This window comes from Streptomyces sp. GB4-14, assembly GCF_022696125.1.
Taxonomy (GTDB): Bacteria; Actinomycetota; Actinomycetes; order Streptomycetales; family Streptomycetaceae; genus Streptomyces; species Streptomyces werraensis.
Window position 1 is genome coordinate 870,884 of the sequence record NZ_RZHO01000002.1, and the last position, 21,782, is coordinate 892,665.

General features: G+C 71.8%; 19 protein-coding genes. 7 read left to right on the forward strand and 12 right to left on the reverse strand.

Features of this window, described 5'->3' with window-relative positions:
• Window positions 1–9 precede the first annotated feature (9 nt).
• Genes ELQ39_RS05215 through ELQ39_RS05230 form a run of 4 tightly spaced genes read left to right on the forward strand, consistent with a single transcriptional unit; the run spans window position 10 to window position 5,360 of the window.
• Window positions 10–264 (forward strand): lasso peptide biosynthesis PqqD family chaperone, encoded by a 255-nt coding sequence (locus tag ELQ39_RS05215; protein WP_242591162.1) that lies wholly within the window; start codon window positions 10–12, stop codon window positions 262–264.
• A complete protein-coding gene (locus tag ELQ39_RS05220) occupies window positions 261–686 on the forward strand; it encodes a lasso peptide biosynthesis B2 protein (protein ID WP_190001481.1) in 426 nt (141 codons plus the stop codon). Before ELQ39_RS05215 ends, ELQ39_RS05220 begins: the two co-directional genes overlap by 4 nt.
• Window positions 683–2,863, forward strand: coding sequence for an ABC transporter ATP-binding protein (locus ELQ39_RS05225; RefSeq protein ID WP_242591163.1), 2,181 nt, complete (start codon window positions 683–685; stop codon window positions 2,861–2,863). Before ELQ39_RS05220 ends, ELQ39_RS05225 begins: the two co-directional genes overlap by 4 nt.
• The gene (locus ELQ39_RS05230; RefSeq protein WP_242591164.1) at window positions 2,832–5,360 is read left to right on the forward strand and encodes an ATP-dependent Clp protease ATP-binding subunit; all 2,529 of its coding nucleotides are present in this window, start codon (window positions 2,832–2,834) and stop codon (window positions 5,358–5,360) included. Before ELQ39_RS05225 ends, ELQ39_RS05230 begins: the two co-directional genes overlap by 32 nt.
• A gap of 64 nt (window positions 5,361–5,424) precedes the next feature.
• Here ELQ39_RS05230 and ggt read toward each other — a convergent pair whose 3' ends face one another.
• Window positions 5,425–7,242: a gamma-glutamyltransferase gene (gene ggt, locus ELQ39_RS05235; RefSeq protein WP_242591165.1), complete on the reverse strand. Its 1,818-nt coding sequence runs from the start codon at window positions 7,240–7,242 to the stop codon at window positions 5,425–5,427.
• Between the two features lie 154 nt (window positions 7,243–7,396).
• On the opposite strand from ggt, the gene ELQ39_RS05240 reads away from it, so the two are divergent.
• On the forward strand, window positions 7,397–8,173 hold the full coding sequence (locus ELQ39_RS05240) for a hypothetical protein (RefSeq protein ID WP_242591166.1): 777 nt from the start codon (window positions 7,397–7,399) through the stop codon (window positions 8,171–8,173).
• Between the two features lie 678 nt (window positions 8,174–8,851).
• Here the strand turns inward: ELQ39_RS05240 and ELQ39_RS05245 are convergent.
• The 6 genes from ELQ39_RS05245 to ELQ39_RS05270 form a co-directional block, all read right to left on the reverse strand.
• Complete coding sequence (locus ELQ39_RS05245) at window positions 8,852–9,259, reverse strand: DUF6278 family protein (RefSeq protein WP_190001476.1); 408 nt, start codon at window positions 9,257–9,259, stop codon at window positions 8,852–8,854.
• 74 nt (window positions 9,260–9,333) lie between these two features.
• Window positions 9,334–10,113, reverse strand: coding sequence for an exodeoxyribonuclease III (locus ELQ39_RS05250; protein ID WP_242591167.1), 780 nt, complete (start codon window positions 10,111–10,113; stop codon window positions 9,334–9,336).
• An 84-nt stretch (window positions 10,114–10,197) separates the two neighbouring features.
• Window positions 10,198–10,833, reverse strand: a complete 636-nt coding sequence (locus ELQ39_RS05255; protein WP_190001474.1) for an MBL fold metallo-hydrolase — start codon at window positions 10,831–10,833, stop codon at window positions 10,198–10,200.
• Between the two features lie 70 nt (window positions 10,834–10,903).
• Window positions 10,904–12,208, reverse strand: a complete 1,305-nt coding sequence (pcaDC, locus tag ELQ39_RS05260; RefSeq protein ID WP_242591168.1) for a bifunctional 3-oxoadipate enol-lactonase/4-carboxymuconolactone decarboxylase PcaDC — start codon at window positions 12,206–12,208, stop codon at window positions 10,904–10,906.
• 165 nt (window positions 12,209–12,373) lie between these two features.
• Entirely contained in the window at window positions 12,374–12,841 is a 468-nt protein-coding gene (locus tag ELQ39_RS05265; RefSeq protein WP_242591169.1) for an ATP-binding protein, read from the reverse strand.
• A 179-nt stretch (window positions 12,842–13,020) separates the two neighbouring features.
• The gene (locus tag ELQ39_RS05270; RefSeq protein ID WP_242591170.1) at window positions 13,021–14,160 is read right to left on the reverse strand and encodes a PucR family transcriptional regulator; all 1,140 of its coding nucleotides are present in this window, start codon (window positions 14,158–14,160) and stop codon (window positions 13,021–13,023) included.
• An 87-nt stretch (window positions 14,161–14,247) separates the two neighbouring features.
• Between ELQ39_RS05270 and ELQ39_RS05275 the strand changes: the two genes are divergently transcribed.
• Both ELQ39_RS05275 and ELQ39_RS05280 read left to right on the forward strand, forming a co-directional pair.
• Window positions 14,248–15,303, forward strand: coding sequence for a ferredoxin reductase (locus ELQ39_RS05275; protein ID WP_242591171.1), 1,056 nt, complete (start codon window positions 14,248–14,250; stop codon window positions 15,301–15,303).
• Between the two features lie 7 nt (window positions 15,304–15,310).
• Window positions 15,311–16,429: a fatty acid desaturase family protein gene (locus ELQ39_RS05280; RefSeq protein ID WP_242591172.1), complete on the forward strand. Its 1,119-nt coding sequence runs from the start codon at window positions 15,311–15,313 to the stop codon at window positions 16,427–16,429.
• Between the two features lie 221 nt (window positions 16,430–16,650).
• Here the strand turns inward: ELQ39_RS05280 and ELQ39_RS05285 are convergent, their stop codons facing one another.
• From ELQ39_RS05285 to ELQ39_RS05305, 5 genes are all read right to left on the reverse strand, one after another.
• Complete coding sequence (locus ELQ39_RS05285; RefSeq protein ID WP_242591173.1) at window positions 16,651–18,336, reverse strand: ribonuclease J; 1,686 nt, start codon at window positions 18,334–18,336, stop codon at window positions 16,651–16,653.
• A gap of 370 nt (window positions 18,337–18,706) precedes the next feature.
• Window positions 18,707–19,033 (reverse strand): SCO5918 family protein, encoded by a 327-nt coding sequence (locus ELQ39_RS05290; RefSeq protein WP_242591174.1) that lies wholly within the window; start codon window positions 19,031–19,033, stop codon window positions 18,707–18,709.
• Window positions 19,034–19,082: 49 nt separating this feature from the next.
• Window positions 19,083–19,484: a CBS domain-containing protein gene (locus ELQ39_RS05295; protein WP_242591175.1), complete on the reverse strand. Its 402-nt coding sequence runs from the start codon at window positions 19,482–19,484 to the stop codon at window positions 19,083–19,085.
• 45 nt (window positions 19,485–19,529) lie between these two features.
• The gene (locus ELQ39_RS05300) at window positions 19,530–21,026 is read right to left on the reverse strand and encodes a DEAD/DEAH box helicase (protein ID WP_242591176.1); all 1,497 of its coding nucleotides are present in this window, start codon (window positions 21,024–21,026) and stop codon (window positions 19,530–19,532) included.
• A gap of 348 nt (window positions 21,027–21,374) precedes the next feature.
• Window positions 21,375–21,578 (reverse strand): cold-shock protein, encoded by a 204-nt coding sequence (locus ELQ39_RS05305; protein ID WP_014145516.1) that lies wholly within the window; start codon window positions 21,576–21,578, stop codon window positions 21,375–21,377.
• Window positions 21,579–21,782 lie beyond the last annotated feature (204 nt).

Here is a 21,782-nt window from a genome sequence, read left to right on the forward strand (position 1 = left end):
GGCGATGTCATGCCCCTGCGTTTCGACGCTCACGTCTCCACGGCCGAGACCGACTACGGCACCGTGCTACTGGACGAACGCGGTGGAACCTACTGGGAGTTGAATCCGACCGCCACACTGGTGGTACGTGCGCTGCTGGACGGCGGTGAGGTCGCCGACGCGGTCGCCGCCCTCGTCCGGGAGTTCGACATCGACCCGACGCGGGCCTTGCGGGACGTCGAGGCACTCGTCGGTGACCTGCGCGAGGCGGGGCTGGCCTCATGACCACGCCCAGCGCGCTGGAGCGGCCCACGGGTGTGCCGCTCGGGCTACGGCTGGCCGCCCGGCTGGTCCTGGTGCCCGCCGTCTTGCTCACCCTGCTGCCGCCGCGCCGCATCCGCGCCGTGCTGCGCGTCATCCGGCGCGGGGCGGCGCCCGCCACCGCCGTCCAGGCACAGGCCGCGCGCGACGCCCTGTGCGCCGTCAGCCTGCGCTGCACCGGGCCCAAGGGGTGTCTGCCGCGTTCCCTGGGGGCCGCGCTGCTGTGCCGGCTACGGGGGACGTGGCCGACCTGGTGCGCGGGCGTGCGTGTGGTACCGCCCTTCACCGCCCACGCCTGGATCGAGGCGGAGGGCAGCCTGGTCGGCGAAGGCGTGCCCGACGGCTACTTCGCCCGACTGGTCACCGTGGAGCCGTCCTCCCGATGACCGATCCCATCGTCCCCGCCGGCGACCATGCCCGCCCTGGCGTCCCGGCGCACGACCCCGGGCAGCGAACCGACACCTCCGGCCCCGTACCCCCGCACGACCTCCACCCCACCCCGACCGCACCGGAACCGCACCCCCACCCGCCACCCGAACCCTCGCCCTCCGCCCTCGCACCCTTCGACGGACCCGAGCCGGCGGGCACCCAGGCCCCGGACGCCCGGCGACGGGCCGAGCCCGCCGACGCCCCGGCCGGGGGGCGGTCCACCCGGGCGGCGCTGCGCACGCTCTTCGGGCTCACCGCCGGACACCGACGGGCCATGGGTGTGGCCGTGCTGCTGACTCTCGCGGGCTCCGGTCTCGGCCTGGCCCAGCCGCTCGTGGCGCGGCAGGCCGTGGACGCGAGCGGCCGCGGGCAGGTCGTCTGGCCGTTTCTGGGGCTGCTCGGCGTGCTGTTCCTCACCGAGGCCGTCACCGGGTCGGTGGGCCGCTTCCTCCTGGAGCGGACGGGCGAGGGGGTCGTACGACAACTCCGCCTCGGCCTGGTCGACCGGCTGCTGCGGCTGGAGATGCGCGTGTACGACCGCCAGCGCGGTGGCGACCTCGTCTCGCGCGTCACCGCCGACACGGCTCTGCTGCGCGAGGTCGTGTCCCAGAACCTGGTCGATCTGGTGACCGGAAGCATCGTCGCCGCGGGCGCCCTCGTGCTGATGGCGTGGCTCGACCCACTGCTGCTCCTCCTCGTCGTCCTGACCGTGGCCGTCGCGGCCGCTGTCGTGAGCTCGCTGTTCACGGCGCTCCGGGGCGCCTCGGAGCAGATGCAGCGGGCGGTCGGCGCCATCGCCGCCGATCTGGAGCGGGCGCTGGGCGCCCTGCCCATGGTCCGGGTGCACCGCGCCGAGAAGCGGGAGTCCGCCCGTGTCGGGGCCCGGGTGGCCGAGGCGCACGCCGCGGGCGTGCGCACCGCGAAGCTCGCCTCCGTGATGAGCCCCGCCGTCGAACTCGCCGTCCAGGGCTCGTTCCTCCTCGTTCTCGTCGTCGGCGGCCTGCGCGTCGGCGGGCGGTCCGGCTCTCTGGGCGATCTCGTCGCCTTCCTGCTGTACGCCTCGTACCTCGTCCTGCCTCTGTCCTCCGTGTTCCAGGCGGTGGGACAGATCCAGCGCGGCATGGGTGCTCACCAGAGGGTCGAGCAGGCCATGCGTCTGCCGGTCGAGCGCACCGGGCCGGCCGCGGCACCCGCCCGGCGCGTGTCCCGCGCCGGGGCACCAGGCTCCGGCGAGCGGCCCCCGCTCGCCCTGGACGACGTCCACTTCGGCTACGCACCGCACCGGCCCGTGCTGCGCGGGGTGTCCTTCACCGTCGACGCGTACCGTCAGGTCGCCCTGGTGGGCCCCTCCGGCGCCGGGAAGAGCACGGTCTTCGCCCTGATCGCGGGCTTCTACGAGCCGGACTCGGGCGCCGTGCTCTTCGACGGCCGGCCGTCCGTCGAACTGGGCCGCGACGCGTGTCGGCGCCGCATCGCCGTCGTGGACCAGAACACGCACGTCGTGCACGGCACGCTGCGGGAGAACATCGCCTACGCCGTGCCCGACGCCTCGGCGGCGGAGCTCAGGCGGGTGGTGGACCTGGTGGGGCTCGGCGAGCTCGTGGACCGGCTGCCCGGCGGCCTGGACGCCGTCGTCGGCGAGCGCGGAAGCACCCTCTCCGGCGGCGAGCGCCAGCGTGTGGCGCTGGCCCGGGCCCTGCTCGCCCGCCCTTCCCTCCTGCTGCTCGACGAGCCCACCTCGCACCTCGACGCGATCAACGAAGCCGCGCTGACCACGGTGATGCGGGAGGTGGCCCGGGAGTGCGCCGTGCTGATCGTCGCCCACCGTCTGTCCACGGTGCGGCACGCCGACCGGATCGTCGTCCTGGACAGGGGCCGCACCGTCGGACAGGGACGGCACGAGGAGCTGCTGGCGGCGAACCCCCTCTACCGGGCACTGGCCGCGAGCCAGCTGCTGCGTCCGGGCGACCGTCCTGTCGCGGACCGTGCTCCGTCGCTTCCTGACGTGCCCGCCCCCGCCGATCGTGCCATCGTGGGCATGAGCGCGCCCCCGCCGGGTTACCCGGCTCCGGCACGTCGACCCAGCGAAGGAACGGATGACGATGACGAGTGGTTTCGTCGGCCCGGAGGGTGACCCGTTCGCAGAATTCCTCGCCCGCTTCTTCGGCGGACAGCGCCCCCGCCAGATCGACATCGGCAGGCTTCTCAGCCAGCCCGCCCGCGAACTCGTGCGCGGCGCCGCCCAGTACGCGGCCGAGCACGGCAGCCGTGACCTGGACACCCAGCACCTGCTGCGTGCCGCGCTCTCCGCCGAGCCGACCCGGAGTCTGCTCAGCCGCGCGGGCGCGGACCCGGACTCGCTGGCGTCCCAGATCGACGACCGGTCGGGCCCCGTGCAGCACGGTCCCGGCGAGGCCCCGCCGCCGACGTCGCTGTCCCTGACGCCCGCCGTGAAACGGGCGTTGCTGGACGCGCACGAGATGGCCCGGGCGAGCGGCGCCGGATACATCGGCCCGGAGCACGTGCTCAGCGCGCTCGCCGCCAATCCCGACTCGGCTGCCGGGCACATCCTGAACGCGGCCCGGTTCGCCCCGTCCGGCCCGCAGGAGACGCCGGAGGCCCAGCAGCAGCGCCCGGAGCGTCCCCGGCCGTCGTCCAACACCCCCACCCTGGACAAGTACGGCCGTGACCTGACCGGGCTGGCCCGCGAGGGACGGATCGACCCGGTGATCGGGCGGGACACGGAGATCGAGCAGACCGTCGAGGTGCTGTCCCGCCGCGGCAAGAACAACCCCGTGCTGATCGGCGACGCGGGTGTCGGAAAGACCGCCGTGGTGGAGGGGCTGGCGCAGCGGATCGCCGAGGGGGACGTGCCCGACATCCTGCTCGGCCGTCGCGTGGTCGCCCTCGACCTGACCGGCGTCGTCGCCGGCACCCGCTACCGGGGCGACTTCGAGGAGCGGATGAACAACCTCGTCGACGAGATCCGTGCCCACTCCGACCAGCTGGTCGTGTTCATCGACGAGCTGCACACCGTGGTCGGCGCCGGGGGCGGCGGCGAGGGCGGCTCGATGGACGCCGGCAACATCCTCAAGCCGGCCCTGGCGCGCGGCGAGCTGAACATCGTCGGCGCGACGACCCTGGAGGAGTACCGGCGGATCGAGAAGGACGCGGCCCTGGCCCGCCGCTTCCAGCCGATCATGGTGCCGGAGCCGACGCCCGCGGACGCGATCGAGATCCTGCGCGGTCTGCGCGACCGCTACGAGGCGCACCACCAGGTCCGATACACCGACGAGGCGCTGGTGGCGGCCGTGGAGCTGTCCGACCGCTACCTCAGCGACCGCAGGCTGCCGGACAAGGCGATCGACCTGATCGACCAGGCGGGCGCCCGGGTGCGGCTGCGGGCGCGCACCAAGGGCACCGACGTCCGCGCGATGGAGCGTGAGGTCGAGCAGCTGACCTGCGACAAGGACCAGGCGGTCGCGGACGAGCAGTACGAGCAGGCCATGCAGCTGCGCGACCGCATCACGGAGCTGAAGGAACGCATCGCGCAGGCCGGCGGCGGAGACGAGGTCGACGAGGGCCAGAGCCTGTGGGTGGACGCCGAGGCGATCGCCGAGGTGGTGGCCCGGCAGACGGGGATCCCGGTCAGCCGGCTCACCGAGGAGGAGAAGGACCGCCTGCTGGGCCTGGAGCAGCATCTGCATCAGCGGGTGGTGGGCCAGGAGGAGGCCGTACGGGTCGTCTCGGACGCGGTGCTGCGCTCCCGCGCGGGGCTGTCCAGCGCGGACCGGCCGATCGGCAGCTTTCTGTTCCTGGGCCCGACGGGCGTCGGCAAGACGGAGCTGGCGCGGGCGCTCGCGGAGGCGCTGTTCGGCAGCGAGGACCGGATGGTGCGCCTCGACATGAGCGAGTACCAGGAGCGGCACACGGTGAGCCGCCTGGTGGGCGCTCCGCCCGGCTACGTGGGTCACGAGGAGGCCGGTCAGCTCACCGAGGTGGTGCGCCGGCACCCGTACTCGCTGCTGCTGCTCGACGAGGTGGAGAAGGCCCACCCGGACGTGTTCAACATCCTGCTGCAGGTGCTGGACGACGGCCGGCTGACCGACTCGCAGGGCCGCACGGTGGACTTCACCAACAGCGTGATCGTGATGACCAGCAACCTCGGTTCCGACGCCATCACCCGGCGCGGCGCGACCCTGGGCTTCGCGACGGGCGGCGCGGAGGCCGACGAGGAGGCGCGGCGGGAGCAGATCCTGCGGCCGCTGCGGGAGCACTTCCGGCCCGAGTTCCTCAACCGGATCGACGAGATCGTGGTGTTCCGCCAGCTCACGCGCGAGGAGCTGCGGCAGATCACCGACCTGCTGCTGGAGAGCACCCGCCGTCGGCTGAAGGGGCAGGGCATCACGGCCGACTTCACCGACGCGTCCGTGGACTGGCTCGCCGAGCGGGGCTACGAACCGGAGTACGGCGCGCGGCCGTTGCGCCGGACCATTCAGCGGGAGGTCGACAACCAGCTGTCCCGGCTGCTGCTGGACGGCCGGGTGAGGGAGGGCGGCCGGGTGACGGTGGACGCGCAGGACGGACGCCTGGTCTTCCGCACGCAGGAGACGCCGGCGCCGGAGCTGTGACTCTGGGCAGCGGTCGGCCCGGCGCCCCTGCGAAGGGACGCCGGGCCGGCCGCTGTGCGGGCCGCTACCGCGTCGGATGGACGACCATCGCCGAGCCGCCGCCCCGGCGGACCTTCTCCGCCGCCGCGAGCCAGGCGCCGCCGGGCAGCCGCTGCACACCGGTGGTCGCGCCGATCTCCGGATTCTCCCGGAAGGAGTGACCGATCGCCTCGAGCCGCTGCCTCAGCCCGCTGTCGTACAGGCCGGGTTCGAGTTCGGTCTGTGCGGCGTTGCGCTGGCTGGCGCGGGGTGCGGCGATCGCGTCGACGAGGGGCAGACCGCGGTCGAGGAAGTTGGTGAGGGTCTGCAGCACGGTGGTGATGATGGTCGCGCCGCCGGGCGAGCCGAGCGCCACCACCGGACGGTCGTGCCGGTCGAGGACGATCGTCGGCGCCATGGACGAGCGGGGCCGCTTGCCGGGGCCGGGCAGGTTCGGGTCGTGGACGGCCGGGTTCGCCGGGGCGAAGGAGAAGTCCGTCAGCTCGTTGTTGAGCAGGAAGCCGCGCCCGGGCACGGTGATGCCGCTGCCGCCGGTCTGCTCGATGGTGAGCGTGTAGGAGACGACGTTGCCCCACCGGTCGGCGGTGGTCAGATGCGTGGTGCTCTCGCCCTCGTACGTCGTCGGCGCGGCCGTGCCGCCCGCGGCGCACGGCTCCGGACGGCGGGGGTCGCCGGGGGCGACGGGGCTGGTGAGGACGGCGTCGTCCTTGATCAGGCAGGCGCGCGCGTCCGCGAACCGCTGCGACAGCAGCTCTCTCGTCGGTACGTCCTCGAAGGCGGGGTCGCCGACCCAGCGGCCCCGGTCGGCGAACGCGATGCGGCTCGCCTCGATGAAGCGGTGCAGATGGCGTACGTCGCTCGCCTTCGACAGGTCGGTGCGCTCCAGGATGTTGAGCGCCTCGCCGACGGTCGTGCCGCCGGAGGACGAGGGTGCCATGGAGTAGACGTCGAGGCCGCGGTAGGAGGTCTTCGACGGTGCCTGCAGCTTCGTGCGGTAGGTCGCGAGGTCATGCAGGGTCAGGTCGCCGGGGCGGGCGTTCCAGCCGGACGCCGGGTCCACGGGCGGCTTGTCGACCGTGTTCACGATGTCGCGGGCGATGTCACCCCGGTACAGGGCGTCGACGCCCTCGCGGCCCAGCTCGCGGTAGGTGCGGGCCAGGTCGGGGTTCTTGAAGGTGGAGCCGACGGCGGGGAGTTCGCCGCCCGGCAGGAACAGCTCCGCGGTGTCGGGGAAGTACCGGAAGCGGGTTTCGTTGGCGGCGGTCTGCGCGCGGAAGGTCTCGTCGACGATGAAGCCGTCGCGGGCGAGGCGTTCGGCGGGCGCGAGGACCGTGCCGAGGCTTCGCTTGCCCCACTTGTCGAGCGCGCGCTGCCAGGTGGCGGGGGTGCCGGGCGTGCCGACGGACAGTCCGCTGCTGACCGCCTCGGCGAACGGGATCGGCGCGCCGTTCTCCAGGAAGAGACCGGCATCGGCGCTGAGCGGGGCGGTCTCGCGGCCGTCGAGGGTCTGCACGGTGCGGGACTTGGCGTCGTAGTGGACGAAGTAGCCGCCTCCGCCGATGCCGGCGGAGTAGGGCTCGGTGACGCCGAGCGCGGCGGCCGTGGCCACGGCGGCGTCGACGGCGTTGCCGCCCTTGCGCAGCACCTCGATGCCGGCGGCCGTGGCGTCGGGGTCGACGCTGGAGACGGCGCCGCCGTGGCCGACGGCCACCGGCGTCTTGGACGCCGGGCGGGAATGGTGAGCTTTCCCGTCGTGGGGGGTGGGCGGCGCGGCCGCTCCCACCGAGACGACGGCGGTGGTGACCGCGAGGACCGCGATGTTCCGTGCGACAGGGCGACGCATCCGCACCTCCAGTAAAGGGCCGTCCGGGCAGCTTAGTTCGCCGCCATGCCCGCGTCAGGGAGGCCGTACGGGCGTGCCGTCGGCCGCGGTCGCGGTGTCCGGCGGTCCGGGGTGTCGAACACGGGTGCGCTCGAGACCGCTAGCATGCCCGCCCATGAATGACGACGTGCGCAACATCGTGCTGGGCCTCGTGGCCGCGGGCATCAGCGCCGCCCTGGGCTGGATCGCCCGTACCTACCTCTGGAATCGCAAGCTCCGCCGCAAGCAGGCGTTCTTCGGACTGCCGGACAACGCCGAGTCGTTGCTCGTCGTCAACCGCGACCCGGCGACGGCGGAACCGGCGGTGCACCGCTTCGACGTGTTCGCGCTGCTCGAACTGTCCGCGCTGATCAAGGACTGCGGGGCGCACGTCCAGGTGGTCACCCAGGACGCGGCGCACCAGGGGTTCGGCGAGCGGACCGAGTTCTGTGTGGGCGGGCCGGGGTCGAACCGGCGGATGGTCGCCCACATGGCGGCCATGCTGCCCGGGGTGCGGGTCAACATCGACCCCGAGCCGGGTCCGGACCGCGGCGCCTTCCGCATAGGCGCCGACCTGTACCGCATGGAGCCGGGTGTCACCGAGTACGTGCTGCTGGCGCGGCTGACGGCGGGCGAACGGCGCGAGACACGGCCGGTGTTCCTGTTCTGCGGGCAGCGGGCGATCACCAACCAGGCGGCGACCCGCTACCTCGCCCGCAACCACGAGCGGCTGGCCCGCAAGTACGGGTCGGGGTCGTTCGTGCTGCTGCTGAAGGTCGTCAACTCGCAGGCCTACGGCCCGGACGTGGTGGAACTGGTCGCGGACGTCACCAAGCCGGCGCAGAGTCCGCTGCCCGCGGCTCCGGAGCCGGCGGCGCCGAAGGCGCAGAAAAAGTCGCACCGGGCGGACTGAGGGTCCCCGACTCCACGGGACGCCCCGCGGGCGGGCCGGGGCACACGGCGGAACGCCCGTGGCGGGCAGGGGAACTGACGCCCGGCGGGCGTCGGGGCTCGGGACGGCCGGGGCGCACGGGCTCCCGCGGGGCGCGGTGCTCACCCGGGGTCGGTCGGAGCACACGTCCTCGGCCCGGACGGCACGCACCCTGGCGTATACGGCCGACGCTCGCGGGACATCCGCCGGGCGGGCCCGGCGCGGTGGGCGGGGCTCACGTCCCCGCGTGTTCGCGGGGCGCGCCTCAGGAACAGCAGCGGCCCTCGTGGGGGCCGGGCGGCACCACCCGTCCGGCGCGCAGCTGACCTTCTCCTCACCTGCGGGCGACCGTGGCTCGGTCGCTGCCGCCGGAAGCAGTGATCTCCGGCTGCCGCCGGACGGGACCGGCCTGTGTGATCCGCCGCCCCGGCTGGGCGGGCGGCCCCCTCCCGGCGGCGGCGTCCCCGCTTACGCCGCGAAGTCTCCTCCCCCACCGGGACGGAGGGAACATCGTAGTCGAGGTCCGGGCGGACAGGTTTCCGTACGTCATGGTGACCGCCGCAACGTATCCGGGCAAGATCGTCAGGACGATACGACACGCACTTTTCGGGCATAAGCCGTATTTACGGCGGGTGATGGGGCGCGCAGGGGGCGCGTACGTCAGCCTTCCGCGACCTCCGCGTACCACTGCGACAGTTCGGGCGCCCCGTCGGCCGCCCACCGGTGTCCCGCGTCGACGACGTCGAACTCCCGCCCCCCGGCGAGCCGTACGACCGGCTGTCCGTCGGGGCGAAGCCCCCAGGCGGCGCCCTCGACGGTGCGGACGATCACGGTGCCCAGGTACAACCCGGCGTCGTTCCCCAGCCAGTCGGAGGTGTCCTCGTCGTCACGCCAGCGCGGAACCAGCTGGTCGAGGGCCTCGAGCGAGGCCGGTCCGTCGTCCAGCCGGACCCCTTCCCGCTCCGCCTGGGAGCGCAACAGCGCGCACTCGGCGAGGAGTTCCGCGAGCCCTTCCGGGCCGGGGAGTTCGTCCTTCCGGCGCCGCTTGCCCAGGAACGGGATCCTCATACTGCCAGCCTGTCATTCGAACCGCCCCGCGCACCACAGGCGCGCGGGGTCCGCCGACGCCGGGCCGGCCCCTGTCACACCTCCAGGTCGACCACGACCGGGGCGTGGTCCGAGGCGCCCTTGCCCTTGCGCTCCTCCCGGTCGACGTAGGAGTCGGTGACGGCCTTGGCGAACGGCTCGTTGCCGTAGACCAGGTCGATGCGCATGCCGCGGTTCTTGGGGAAGCAGAGCTGGCGGTAGTCCCAGTACGTGTACGGGTGGTCGTACTTGAGGGGGCGTGGAACGACGTCGGTCAGGCCGGCCTCGCGCAGGGAGGCGAGGGCGGCGCGCTCGGCCGGGGTGACGTGCGTGGAACCCTCGAAGGCGGCCCGGTCGTACACGTCGTCGTCGGTCGGCGCGATGTTGAAGTCGCCGAGGACGGCGAACGGGCGGTCGCCCGCCGCGTCGCCCGCGACGGCCGCCTTCAGGGCCTCCAGCCACTGGAGCTTGTAAGCGTAGTGCGGGTGCTCCACCTCGCGGCCGTTCGGCACGTAGACCGACCAGACGCGCACCGGGCCGCAGGTCGCGGAGACGGCACGGGGCTCCACCGAACCGTCGTACCCCGGGTCGCCCGGGAGGCCTTTGACGACGTCCTCCAGGCCGACGCGGGAGAGCACCGCCACGCCGTTCCACCGGCCGGTGGCGTGGACCGCCGACTCGTAGCCCAGCTTGCGCAGCTGCTCCACCGGGAACTGGGCCTCGGCGACCTTGGCCTCCTGGAGGCACAGCACGTCCGTGCCGCTGCTCTCCAGCCAGGCCAGGAGCCTCGGCAGGCGGGCGGTGATCGAGTTCACGTTCCAGGTCGCGATGCGCATGCCTCACAACCTACCCGCCGCCTGTGACAGCGCGCGGCCGGCGGCCGTGACCTGGGGACGGGCGGCGACGGCCGCCACTGGGGCTCAGAGCCGGACCGCGTCCCCGGGAGCCAGCCGCAGGTGCTCGGAGCCGCCGAGGGCGCCGATCTGGCGGTCGTAGATCGGGCGTGCGAGGTCGGTGAGCAGGGCGTCGTGGATGTCATAGGCGCGCTGGGGGCGCACCTCGCGGACGTAGTCGATCACCTCGGAGATCTTGTTCCAGGGCGCCATGACGGGCAGCATCAGCGTCTCGACCGGGTGGTCGGGGACGGTGAGCGCGTCGCCCGGGTGGAACAGCCTGCCGCCGTCGACGAGGTAGCCGACGTTGGTGATGCGGGGGATGTCCGGATGGATCACCGCGTGCAGCTCGCCGTGCACCTGGACGTCGAAGCCGGCGGCGGTGAAGGCGTCGCCGTGGCCGACGGTGTGCACGCGGCCCGGGAAGGCGGCGGAGATCCGGTCGGCGACCGCCTTCAGCGTCCAGATCTCGGCGGCCGGGTTGGCCTCCATGGCGGTCCGCAGCCGGCCCTCGTCGAAGTGGTCCGGGTGCTCGTGGGTGACCAGCACGGCGTCCGCGCCGACAGCGGCGTCCTCCTCGCTGAACCCGCCCGGGTCGACGACGAGGACGCGTCCGTCCTTCTCCAGCCGGACGCAGGAGTGCGACATCTTGATGAGCTTCATGGCTCCATCCTGCATCCGGGGTGCGGGGCGGCACGTCGGGGGCGGGCCGGGCCGTCCGCGCGGCGCGGGCTCACTCGGGCGGCGTCGTCTCCTCGCGGATGACCTGCTGCGCCACGCGGAAGGCCCCGCTCGCGGCCGGGACGCCGCAGTAGACGGCCGCCTGGAGCAGCACCTCCTTGATCTCGTCCGGGGTGAGCCCGTTGCGCAGGGCGGCACGGGTGTGCACGGCGAGCTCGTCGAGGTGACCGCCCGCGACGAGGGCGGTGAGGGTCACGCAGCTGCGGGTGCGGCGGTCGAGTCCTGGGCGGTCCCAGACCTCGCCCCAGGCGTACCGGGTGACGAGCTCCTGGAAGTCCTCCGAGAAGGCGTCGGTCTGCTCCAGGATCCGGTCGACGTGCGCGTCGCCCAGCACCTCCCGGCGGACCTTCATCCCGGCGTGGTACGCGTCCGGGGCGCCCTGCGCCTGCGCGGACACGGCGGCCGGGGCGATCTCGGCGACGGGGGCGGGCTGCGGCGGGGCGACGGCCGGCGCCTGCGGCGGCCGGGGCGCGGCGGCGGGCAGCACGACGTGGCCGGTGGCGTTCTCGGGGAGGGGCTGCCAGGCGGTGGAGAAGTGCCGGACCAGCAGGTCGGTGACGGCGGCGGGCTGCTCCACCGGCACGAGGTGGCTGGCGCCGGGTACGACGGCGAGGCGGGCGTCGGGGATGCCGGCGACCAGGGTGCGGGCCTCGGCGGGCCCGGTGACCTGGTCCTCGGAGCCGACGAGCACGAGGGTCGGTACGCCGACGCTGCCGAGGCCCGCCCGGACGTCGAAGGAGGCGAGGGCCTCGCAGGCGGCGATGTAGCAGCCGGGGTCGGTGGTGCGCACCATCTGCACGGCCCACTCGGTGATCGCGGGCTGGGCGGCGGCGAACCCGCCGGTGAACCAGCGTTCGGGCGCCGAGCGGGCGATCGGGTCAAGACCGTTGGTGCGCACGATCACGCCACGCTGACGGAACTCGTCGGCGGTGCCGAAGCGGGGCGAGGCGGCGATCACCGCGAGGGACGCGAGACGCTCGGGGTGGCGCAGGGCCAGCTCGATGCCGACGGCGCCGCCGAGCGCGCAGCCGGCGTACCCGAAGCGGTGGACGCCGAGGCCTTCGAGGGTGGCGAGCAGCCGCGTGGCGAGGTCGGTGACGGAGGCCGCGGGGTGGGCGGGGGCGCCGCCGTGTCCCGGGAGGTCGAAGCGGAACACCCGCCACTGCTTCGTCAGCTCGGGGATCTGCCGGTCCCACATGTGCCAGGTGGTGCCCAGTGAGGGACCCAGGATCAGGACCGGGGCCTCTTCCGGCCCGTCGAAGCGGTATTGCAGGGTGTTCGGTGGTGTCTCACTCACGCGTCAGACCATCTCACGTCTCACGGACGCCCCTATAACGGGGACTGACGGATACGGCTCTGACCAGGCTGAGGACCTCTCGGGCTGCGTATCGCTCGAGGCGTCGGACGATTTCGCGGCCGGCGCCGTGGACGACGCCGTTGGTGGTCGGCTCCGCCGTCGCGCTCAGGAGTCGAGGCCGAGTTCCGCCCAGACCGTTTTGCCGGGGTGACCGGGGGTGACGCCCCAGCGCCGGGCGAGCCGGTCGAGGAGTTGGATGCCGAAACCGCCGGGCTCGGTGTTCCCGGTAGCGCGTTTTCGGGGCCAGCGGTCGCTGGAATCGCTGACGGCTATGTGCAGCCACCGCCCGTTCCAGGTGAGCTGGATCAAAGGCGGGCCGGAGCCGTGGCGGATGGCGTTGGTGATCAGTTCCGAGACGAGCAGTTCGGCGGTCTCGATCATCCGGTGCCGGCGAAGCGGGCCGCCGAAACCTTCCACGCAGTCGCGGACCCAGTGCCGGGCGGCCGTGATGCTCGCCGTGACTGCGGGGAAGCGCGTCTCGCAGGATGGGATGGTCGATTCGCCGTTCACGAGGTTCCTCCAACGCGGGTGGCTGTGGGCCGCCGCCTGCTCCGCGCGGCCGGCGGCGGCCATCTGCCGGGTTACCCGTGCCTGCCCGGTGAACCACCTGCGTCTGCCGGGTGACCGGCAGATCCCGTGGTTTCACGCTCGCACCACAGCACTCCTTGCACGAGGCTGCCGCAGGGAGCGAGGGGTGGCAGCCGGGACGGCCTCGGTGGTGAACGCCGGCGAGGCTGCGGTAACCGACCGCGTCAACTGGGCCGGAGGCCGACCGCCAGCGTCAGTTCAAGGACCCGGTGTGGCGATGCGAGATCCGGGAACAGCTCCCGCAGCTGCGACATCCGGTACCGGACGGTCTGCGGATGGACGAACAACGCCGCCGCCACCTCGTCCCGCCTGCCCTGGTGCAGCAGCCACGCCCGCAACGTCTCCTCCAGCCGCCGTGCGGTCGTGACAGGCAAGGTCCTGAGCGGTGCGAGGGCTCGGGCACGCAGGTCCGCGAACGCGTCCATGTCGGCGGTCAGCACCAGCTCGGGCAGGTGGTCCTCGGTGTCGCGGATGTCGGAGGAGAGGGAGCGGGCGCGTACGGCTCGTGCGTACGAGGCGGACGCACGGGTCCATGGCCGGGCCGGGCCGACCACGGCGGTGCGGTCGGTCAGCTGCCGCAGGAGATGTGGTCGGTCGGCATCGGGGACGAGCAGCACACCGGTGGCGTCCGACAGATCGTCGAGGACGAGGGTGCCCGGGTCGAGCGCACGGTAGGCGGGCCGGGCCTGGGCGGCGGGCAGCAGGACCGCCGTCAGCGAATCCGGAGGCTGCCAGCCGGCCCGTTGAGCGGAGGCCAGCAGCACGTCCGGGCTCGCGCCGGCGAGGAGGTCGCGGGCCAGGTGTTCCAGGTGGCGCTCGTGGGCCCTGCCCCGGGCGGCCAGTTCGTCGGCGTGTCCCGCGGCGCTCGCGGCGGAGAGTTCGTCGATGTAGGCGAAGGTCAGCTCGGCGAACTTGGCGACCTCGGCGGCGGGCAGACCTGCGGACACGGCCCCCGCGGCCAGGCATCGCCAGGCCACACGGGCGCCGACGCGGTAGGCGCTGAGCAGGGCGTCCATCGAACGGCCGTCACGCACCTCGCCGCGGCCCAGCTCGTAGGCCGCGTCACCGCCGTCGTCGGCTGTGGCGTTCCCGCTCGCGAGGTCCAGGTAGTGCCCCAGGGCGGTGCGGACGGCTCGGCGGATGGTGGCGCCCATATGGCCCGACAGGGCGTTGGCGTAGGAGGGAACTTCGTCGATGATCGCCTGGACGACCTCGTCGGCGGTGGTCTTCAGCGCGGCCCTCAGTGCGGTGACCGTCGTCTCATCGAGGGCCAGTTCGCTGACCCTCCGGATTGCATGGCTCACGTCTTTGTTCCCTGCGAACAATTCCACCCACCAGATTCACGTCCTGCGGTCAGGACTTTACGCCCTGAGGCGCAGCAAGCTGGAGCCATGACGAGTGCAGCCCTTCGCAGCAGGGCGTGGAAATTGCTGGAGATGGTCACAACGCCGCTGCTGCCGTCGGACTACCTCGACCTGGTCAGCCCACTGCGTGCGGGCGCAGACCTGCGCGGGCGCATCGAGGCCGTGCACCCCGAGACGGCTGACGCCGCGACCATCGTGATCAGGCCGGGACGGGGCTGGCGCGGCCACACAGCCGGTCAGTACGTGCGGATCGGGGTCGATGTCGACGGGGTGCGCCTGTGGCGTGCCTACTCCCTCACCTCGCCGACGAACCGCCAGGACGGCCGCGTCACGATCACCGTGAAGGCGATCCCGGACGGCAAGGTCAGCAACCACCTGGTCCGCAGGGCGAAACCGGGCACGCTGGTCCAGCTCGACCAGGCGGCTGGTGACTTCGTGCTGCCGCAGGCCACGCCGGCCAAGGTGCTCTACCTGACGGCCGGCAGCGGCATCACACCCGTGATGGGCATGCTGCGCGACACCGAGTTCGACGACGTCGTCATGGTCCACTGCGCGCCACAGCCGCAGGACGTGATCTTCCGCGACGAACTGCACGACCTGGTCGCGGACAAGAAGCTGCGGCTCACCGAGGTGCACACCGACACCGACGGCATGCTCGACATCGCCCGTCTCGGTGAACTCGTGCCCGACTGGGCCGAACGCGAGACCTGGGCCTGCGGGCCCGCGGGACTGCTCGACGCCGCCGAAGAACACTGGAGCAGGCACGGCGTCCAGAAGCGCCTGCACACCGAACGCTTCCGCCCCGGCATCGTCGTCGCCGGCGACGGAGGCGAGGTCACGTTCAGCGCCACCGGCAAGACCGTCGACGCGGACGGCGCCACGCCGTTGCTGGACATCGGCGAGCAGGCCGGCGTGCTCATGCCCTCCGGGTGCCGCATGGGCATCTGCTTCGGCTGCGTCACGCCGCTCAAGGCGGGCGCCGTCCGCGACCTGCGCACCGGCGAGCTCACCGAGGCCGAGCCGGGCGTCCTCATCCAAACCTGTGTGTCCGCCGCCGCGGGCCCCTGCGACATCGAACGGTAGGACCACCTTGACCGCTATCGACCCCACCGCCCACCTGACCGCGGAACAGATCGAGGAGCTGGGCCGCGAGCTGGACGCGATCCGCGACGAGGTGATCGCCGGCCGTGGCGAGAAGGACGCCGCCTACATCCGTAAGGTCATCGCCGCCCAGCGCAAGCTGGAGCTGGTCAGCAGGGGCCTGCTGCTGTTCTCGATGTTCCCGCCCGCGTGGCTGATCGGCACCGCCGGTCTGTCCGTGGCGAAGATCATGGACAACATGGAGATCGGCCACAACATCCTGCACGGCCAGTGGGACTGGATGCGGGACCCGAAGATCCACTCCACCACCTGGGAGTGGGACCACGTCTCGCCGGCCGACCAGTGGAAGCACTCGCACAACGAGCTGCACCACACGTACACCAACGTGGTCGGCAAGGACAACGACCTCGGCTACGGCATCATGCGCGTCGACGAGGACCAGAAGTGGCACCCGTTCCACCTGGGCCAGCCGCTGTGGAACTTCATCAACGCCTGCTTCTTCGAGTACGGCATCGCGGCGTACGACCTGGAACTCGGCAAGAACCTGAACAAGCGCCGCCGCAAGAACCCGGAGTTCCGCGCGCGGGCCAGGGCCGTGGGCCGCAAGATCCGCAAGCAGGTTCTCAAGGACTACGTGGTCCACCCGCTGCTGTCAGGCCCGTCGTTCCTTCCCACGCTCGCCGCCACGTTCACGGCCAACCTCGTCCGCAACATCTGGTCCCACTCGGTGATCATGTGCGGGCACTTCCCCGAGGGCGTGCAGGTCTTCGAGCGCCGGTCGATCGAGGACGAGACGCGCGGCCAGTGGTACCTGCGCCAGATGATGGGCTCGGCGAACATCAGCGGCAGCAAGGCCATGCACTTCATGACCGGCAACCTGTCGCACCAGATCGAGCACCACCTGTTCCCCGACCTGCCGAGCAACCGGTACGCCGAGGTCGCGGTGAAGGTGCGCGCCCTGTTCGAGAAGTACGAGCTGGAGTACGTCACAGGGCCACTGCCCAAGCAGGTGTTCTCCGCGTGGCGCAAGGTCTTCCGGCTCTCGCTGCCGAACAAGAAGCGCGAGGTCGGAACGCCTGACCGCGAGCAGGAGCTCGTCGCCGCCTGATCGTCACAAGCGCGCCCTCTGATGCCCGTGGCCGTCATGTTGCCGCGCGGGCGGCAGGTCAGCTGCCGGAGGTGCTGCGGGACACCCGGCGCAGCGCTCGTCACCGGGCCGCCGGGCCGACCCTGTGGGCCGGTGACGAGCCGGACGTCCGGACCGGCTCGTCGCCGGGTTTCCCCTTGTGCGCATCGGCGTCCGCCCCCGTACGCCTGCCCGGGTGTTGCTCAGGCGTCGATGATGACGGGGATGATGAGGGGCTTGCGGCGATGGGTGCGGAACGCCCAGTTCGCCACGGCACGGGCGATGAGCTGTTCGAGCTGGCGCGCGTCCCCGACGCCTTCCTCGGCCGCGGTGGCCAGGGTCTTCTCGATGACGGGGATGACCGGCTCGAAGGTGCTGTCGTCGTGCACGAAGCCGCGGGCCAGGAAGTCGGGTGCCTCGGCGAGGGCGCCGGTGTCCGCGTCGACGATCGCCACCACCGTCACGACGCCCTCCTCCGCGAGGGTGAGACGGTCCTTGAGGGACGCCTCGGTGGCCCCGCCGACCTCCATGCCGTCCACGTAGACGTTGCCGGCGGGCACCTTGCCGGTGATGGACGCGCGCCCGTCGACGAGGTCGACGACGACGCCGTCCTCGGCGATGACCACCCGGTCGGGGTCCACACCGGTGCGGATGGCGAGGTCGCCGTTGGCCCGCAGGTGACGCCACTCGCCGTGCACGGGCATGACGTTGCGGGGCTTGACGATGTTGTAGCAGTAGACGAGTTCGCCGGCGCTGGCATGCCCGGAGACGTGCACCTTGGCGTTGCCCTTGTGGACCACGTGGGCACCCCACCGGGTGAGTCCGTTGATCACCCGGTAGATGGCGTTCTCGTTGCCGGGGATGAGGGAGCTCGCGAGCAGGACGGTGTCGCCCTTGCCGATGCGGATCATGTGGTCCCGGTTGGCCATCCGTGACAGCGCGGCCATCGGTTCACCCTGGGAGCCGGTGCACACCAGAGCGATCTTGTGATCCGGGAGCTTCTCCAGCTCCTTCGTGCTCACCACCAGACCGGACGGGACCTTCAGATAGCCCAGGTCACGGGCGATGCCCATGTTGCGGACCATCGAACGGCCGACGAAGGCGACCTTGCGGCCGTGCTGGTGGGCGGCGTCCAGGACCTGCTGGATGCGGTGCACATGGCTGGCGAAACTGGAGACGATGACCCGGCGCGGCGCGGTGCGCATCACCTGCTCGATCGCCGGGTTCAACTCCCGCTCGGAGGTGGTGAAGCCAGGCACTTCGGCGTTGGTCGAGTCGGTGAGGAACAGGTCCACGCCCTCCTCACCGAGGCGGGCGAAGGCACGCAGATCGGTGATGCGGTCGTCGAGAGGGAACTGGTCCATCTTGAAGTCGCCGGTGTGCAGCACCATCCCGGCGCCGGTACGGATCGCGACCGCGAGGCTGTCCGGGATGGAGTGGTTGACCGCCACGAACTCGCAGTCGAAAGGCCCGAAGTCACGCCGGTCGCCCTCCCGGACCCGCACCGAGCGCGGCCGGATGCCGTGCTCCTTGAGCTTGGCCTCCAGGAACGCCAGCGTCAGCTTGGAGCCGACGACCGGGATGTCCCTCCGCTCGCGCAGCAGGTACGGCACGCCGCCGATGTGGTCCTCATGACCGTGGGTGAGGACCACCGCCACGATGTCGTCCAGCCGATCCCGGATCGAGGTGAAGTCCGGCAGGATCACGTCCACGCCGGGCTGGGTCTCCTCGGGGAACAGCACCCCGCAGTCGACGATGAGCAGCTTGCCCGCGTGCTCGAAGACGGTCATGTTGCGGCCGATCTCACCCAGGCCGCCCAGGGCGATGACCCGCAGCCCTCCCTCGGGAAGGGGTGGGGCGGCTTTCAGTTCGGGGTGTGGATGACTCATACCCTGACGGTACCCGGAGAGCGGGACAGGATGATCCATGACCTCCTCCTGTGCTGCGAAGCGGTGATCATGTCTGCCCTCGCCGTCCGCTGCTCGCCCAGACACTCGATGCGCCGATGACTTGCACGTGGTCGACGAGACGATCTACCAGGCGCCGCACGACCAAGGCCGCAGGGGACTGAGGGGGCCGACCCGGGCCCTGCGGGCCGGACGAGCCACCGAACTCAACAGTCACCCACGCAGGACGCTCGACCAGGAGACCCCAGCCGAGCGTCCGCCGAAAATGCTCGCGGCTTGATCAGCTCACCGCAGTGTTGCTACGACCCCTGACATTCCCCCACGCCGGTGGGGCATCACTGCTCTGTTCGGCTCACACCTGTCCGTACGTCAGGCGGACAGGGGGAGCGCCTAGCGTTGCGGAAGCCGGCCCGTACGGGTCGGCCGGGGGCGCAGCTGCGGCGGTAGGGCGGGTGCGGCAGGTGAAGCCGAGTTGGGTCATGGCCCTGAGAACTTCGCCGGTGCTGAAATCACGCCGGTCCTGGCGGGTGACGACCTGGCCGACCTGCTTGGCGGGGTAGTGGCGTCGTCCGATGATGACGAACTCACCGGTGACCGGCTCAGGTGTGACGCCCTTCATCGATTCCACCACGCCGCTCTTGGTCAGGTCGAACGGGAAGCGGGCGATGACACAGCGCATGATGCCTCCAGGAAGAAGCGAGGACGGGCCCGGGTGGGGTGACGGCGGTTCAGCGAGAGAGGGCGAGGACGCCCCGAGCGTTGCCGTGTCCGTCGGCCACGGGCGGGGCCCCGAGCCGGCGGCGGCGCATCGCACGCTCGGCTTCGGCCCTCGTCGGAGGCGCGGCGAAGGACCCGATGACGTCGGTGACGTCACGCAGGCGGATCCGGTCCGTGTATCCGGAGCCGTCACGAACGGCCGTGAGCCGGTCCCGGGTGACGAGGCCGGTGCACATACCGTCCTCGTCGCAGACGACCAGCCGACCTGTACGGGCGGCGGCCATCACGGACAGTGCCACCTCCACGGTCATGTCCTCCCAGACCTGCGGTCCGGCCGCGTCCGCGGGATCGGCCGCCGTTGCCGCCGGCCCGTCGGTACGTGTGGAGCGGAACTGCGTCCGGTCCAGCGTCAAAGGGTGCCTCCTGCGAAGTTGGGCGGGCTTACTGACACGAAGGTTCTATGCCGCCGCACCGGCGGTGGACTGCCGTACGGGGGCGCGGCGGGCCGCCGAGACGGGGCGGCGTCCGCCGCGTGAGGTGGCGCCGCGCTTCTTGGGGCGTTCGACCACCGGTGCGGCGATGACGACCGGGATGCCGGAGGGGGCCTGGGCCCCGGTGATGCGGTGCAGGACCTCTTCGCCGACGCGGACCTGGGTGGTCTGCGGGACGATGCCGGCCGCTGCCATGAGGCGGGTCATGCCGCGGCGCTGGTCGGGGGTGACCAGGGTGACGACGCTGCCGGACTCTCCTGCGCGGGCGGTGCGCCCGCCGCGGTGGAGGTAGTCCTTGTGGTCGGTCGGCGGGTCGACGTTGACGACGAGGTCGAGGTTGTCGACGTGGATGCCGCGCGCCGCGACATTGGTCGCTACCAGCACGTTGACGTGTCCGGTCCTGAACTGTGCCAGCGTGCGGGTGCGCTGTGGCTGTGACTTCCCGCCGTGCAGGGCGGCGGCCCGTACCCCGCTGTTCAGGAGGTGTTCGGTGAGGCCGTCGACGGCGTGCTTGGTGTCGAGGAACAGCATCACGCGGCCGTCGCGTGCGGCGATCCGGGTGGTGGCCGTGCGCTTGTCGGCGCCGTGAATGTGGAGCACGTGGTGCTCCATCGTCGTGACCGCGCCGGCCGAGGGGTCGACGGAGTGCACGACGGGGTCGCTGAGGTAGCGGCGCACCAGCAGGTCGACGTTGCGGTCGAGAGTGGCGGAGAACAGCATGCGCTGGCCTTCGGGGCGGACCTGGTCGAGGAGGGCGGTGACCTGCGGCATGAAGCCCATGTCGGCCATCTGGTCGGCCTCGTCGAGGACGGTGACGGACACCTGGTTCAGTCGGCAGTCGCCACGGTCGATGAGGTCTTTGAGGCGTCCCGGCGTGGCGACGACGACCTCGGCACCGGCGCGCAGCGCGCTCGCCTGGCGGCCGATCGGCATTCCGCCCACCACCGTGGCCAGCCGCAGCCTCACGGAGCGGGCGTACGGAGCGAGCGCGTCGGTGACCTGCTGCGCCAGCTCACGCGTGGGTACGAGGATCAGCCCCAGCGGCTGTCCGGCCTCGGCGCGCTGCCCGGCCGTACGGGCCAGCACCGCCAGGCCGAAAGCGAGGGTCTTACCGGAGCCGGTGCGGCCACGGCCCAGTACGTCCCGGCCGGCGAGGGAATTCGGCAGGGTCGCGGCCTGGATCGGGAAGGGTACGGTCACGCCTTGCCAGTTGAGCGCGCCCAGCAGTGCCCGGGGCATGTCGAGATCGGCGAAGCCCTCCGCGGCGGGGAGCGCGGGAGTGTTCGTCCCGGGCAGCGCGAACTCCCCCTGGGCCGCGGCGGGCCGGCGGCCGTAACCGTAGGAGCGGCTCGGCCCGCCGGAGCGGCTCCTGGCCGACGAACCGAATCGGCTGCCGCCCTTTCCGGATTCGGCGCTGCCGTCACGGGTACGGGTGGAGCGGCCGTTCGTGCGTGTGCGGTTCATGCGGAACCTTCCTCGATGCGGCACATATCAAGGAATTCCCGCAGCGATCAGCAGCACAGGGAATTGCAAGAATGGACCGGTGGAATGCGTCAGCGAATTCGGCCGACGAAAAGACCCTGTGGGCACAGGCGCTGGAATGAGTGGCGCGAAGCGGACGCAATGGTCGGGCGTCCGCCATGATGAAGTGATGATGGGATGCGTGCACCCCTGAGAGATGCCCCGTATGCGGTGAGCCCACGGGTTTCCTGGTTGTCGTCCGCAGGCGAGGCCACTGCGGGAAAATGCGAGCAGCTGGGGCCCGCACCCCGAAGGACGCGGGCCCCAGCTACGGCTACGCGACAGTCAGCGTCAGGCGAGAACGATGTTCTCGGCCGTCGGGCCCTTCTGGCCCTGCGCGATGTCGAAGGTCACCTTCTGGCCCTCCAGCAGCTCACGGAAGCCCTGGGCGGCAATGTTCGAGTAGTGGGCGAACACATCAGCGCCGCCACCGTCCTGCTCGATGAAGCCGAAGCCCTTTTCCGCGTTGAACCACTTCACAGTACCAGCAGCCATGTCGTTTCTCCTTTGGGGCAGTGCATCGGGATCCGCACTGCGCGGACCCCGTGTCGCCGCGATGATCACCCCGCCGGAAAAACACCGGATAACAAAAGTGCTTCCAGCGGCACAGGCGCCGCCCGGAGGCACGTGAAGTTTTGGGAACCACAACTGCAACTGAGATCGACAGTAGCACGCCGAAGCAGCCTGTGTACGGTGAAG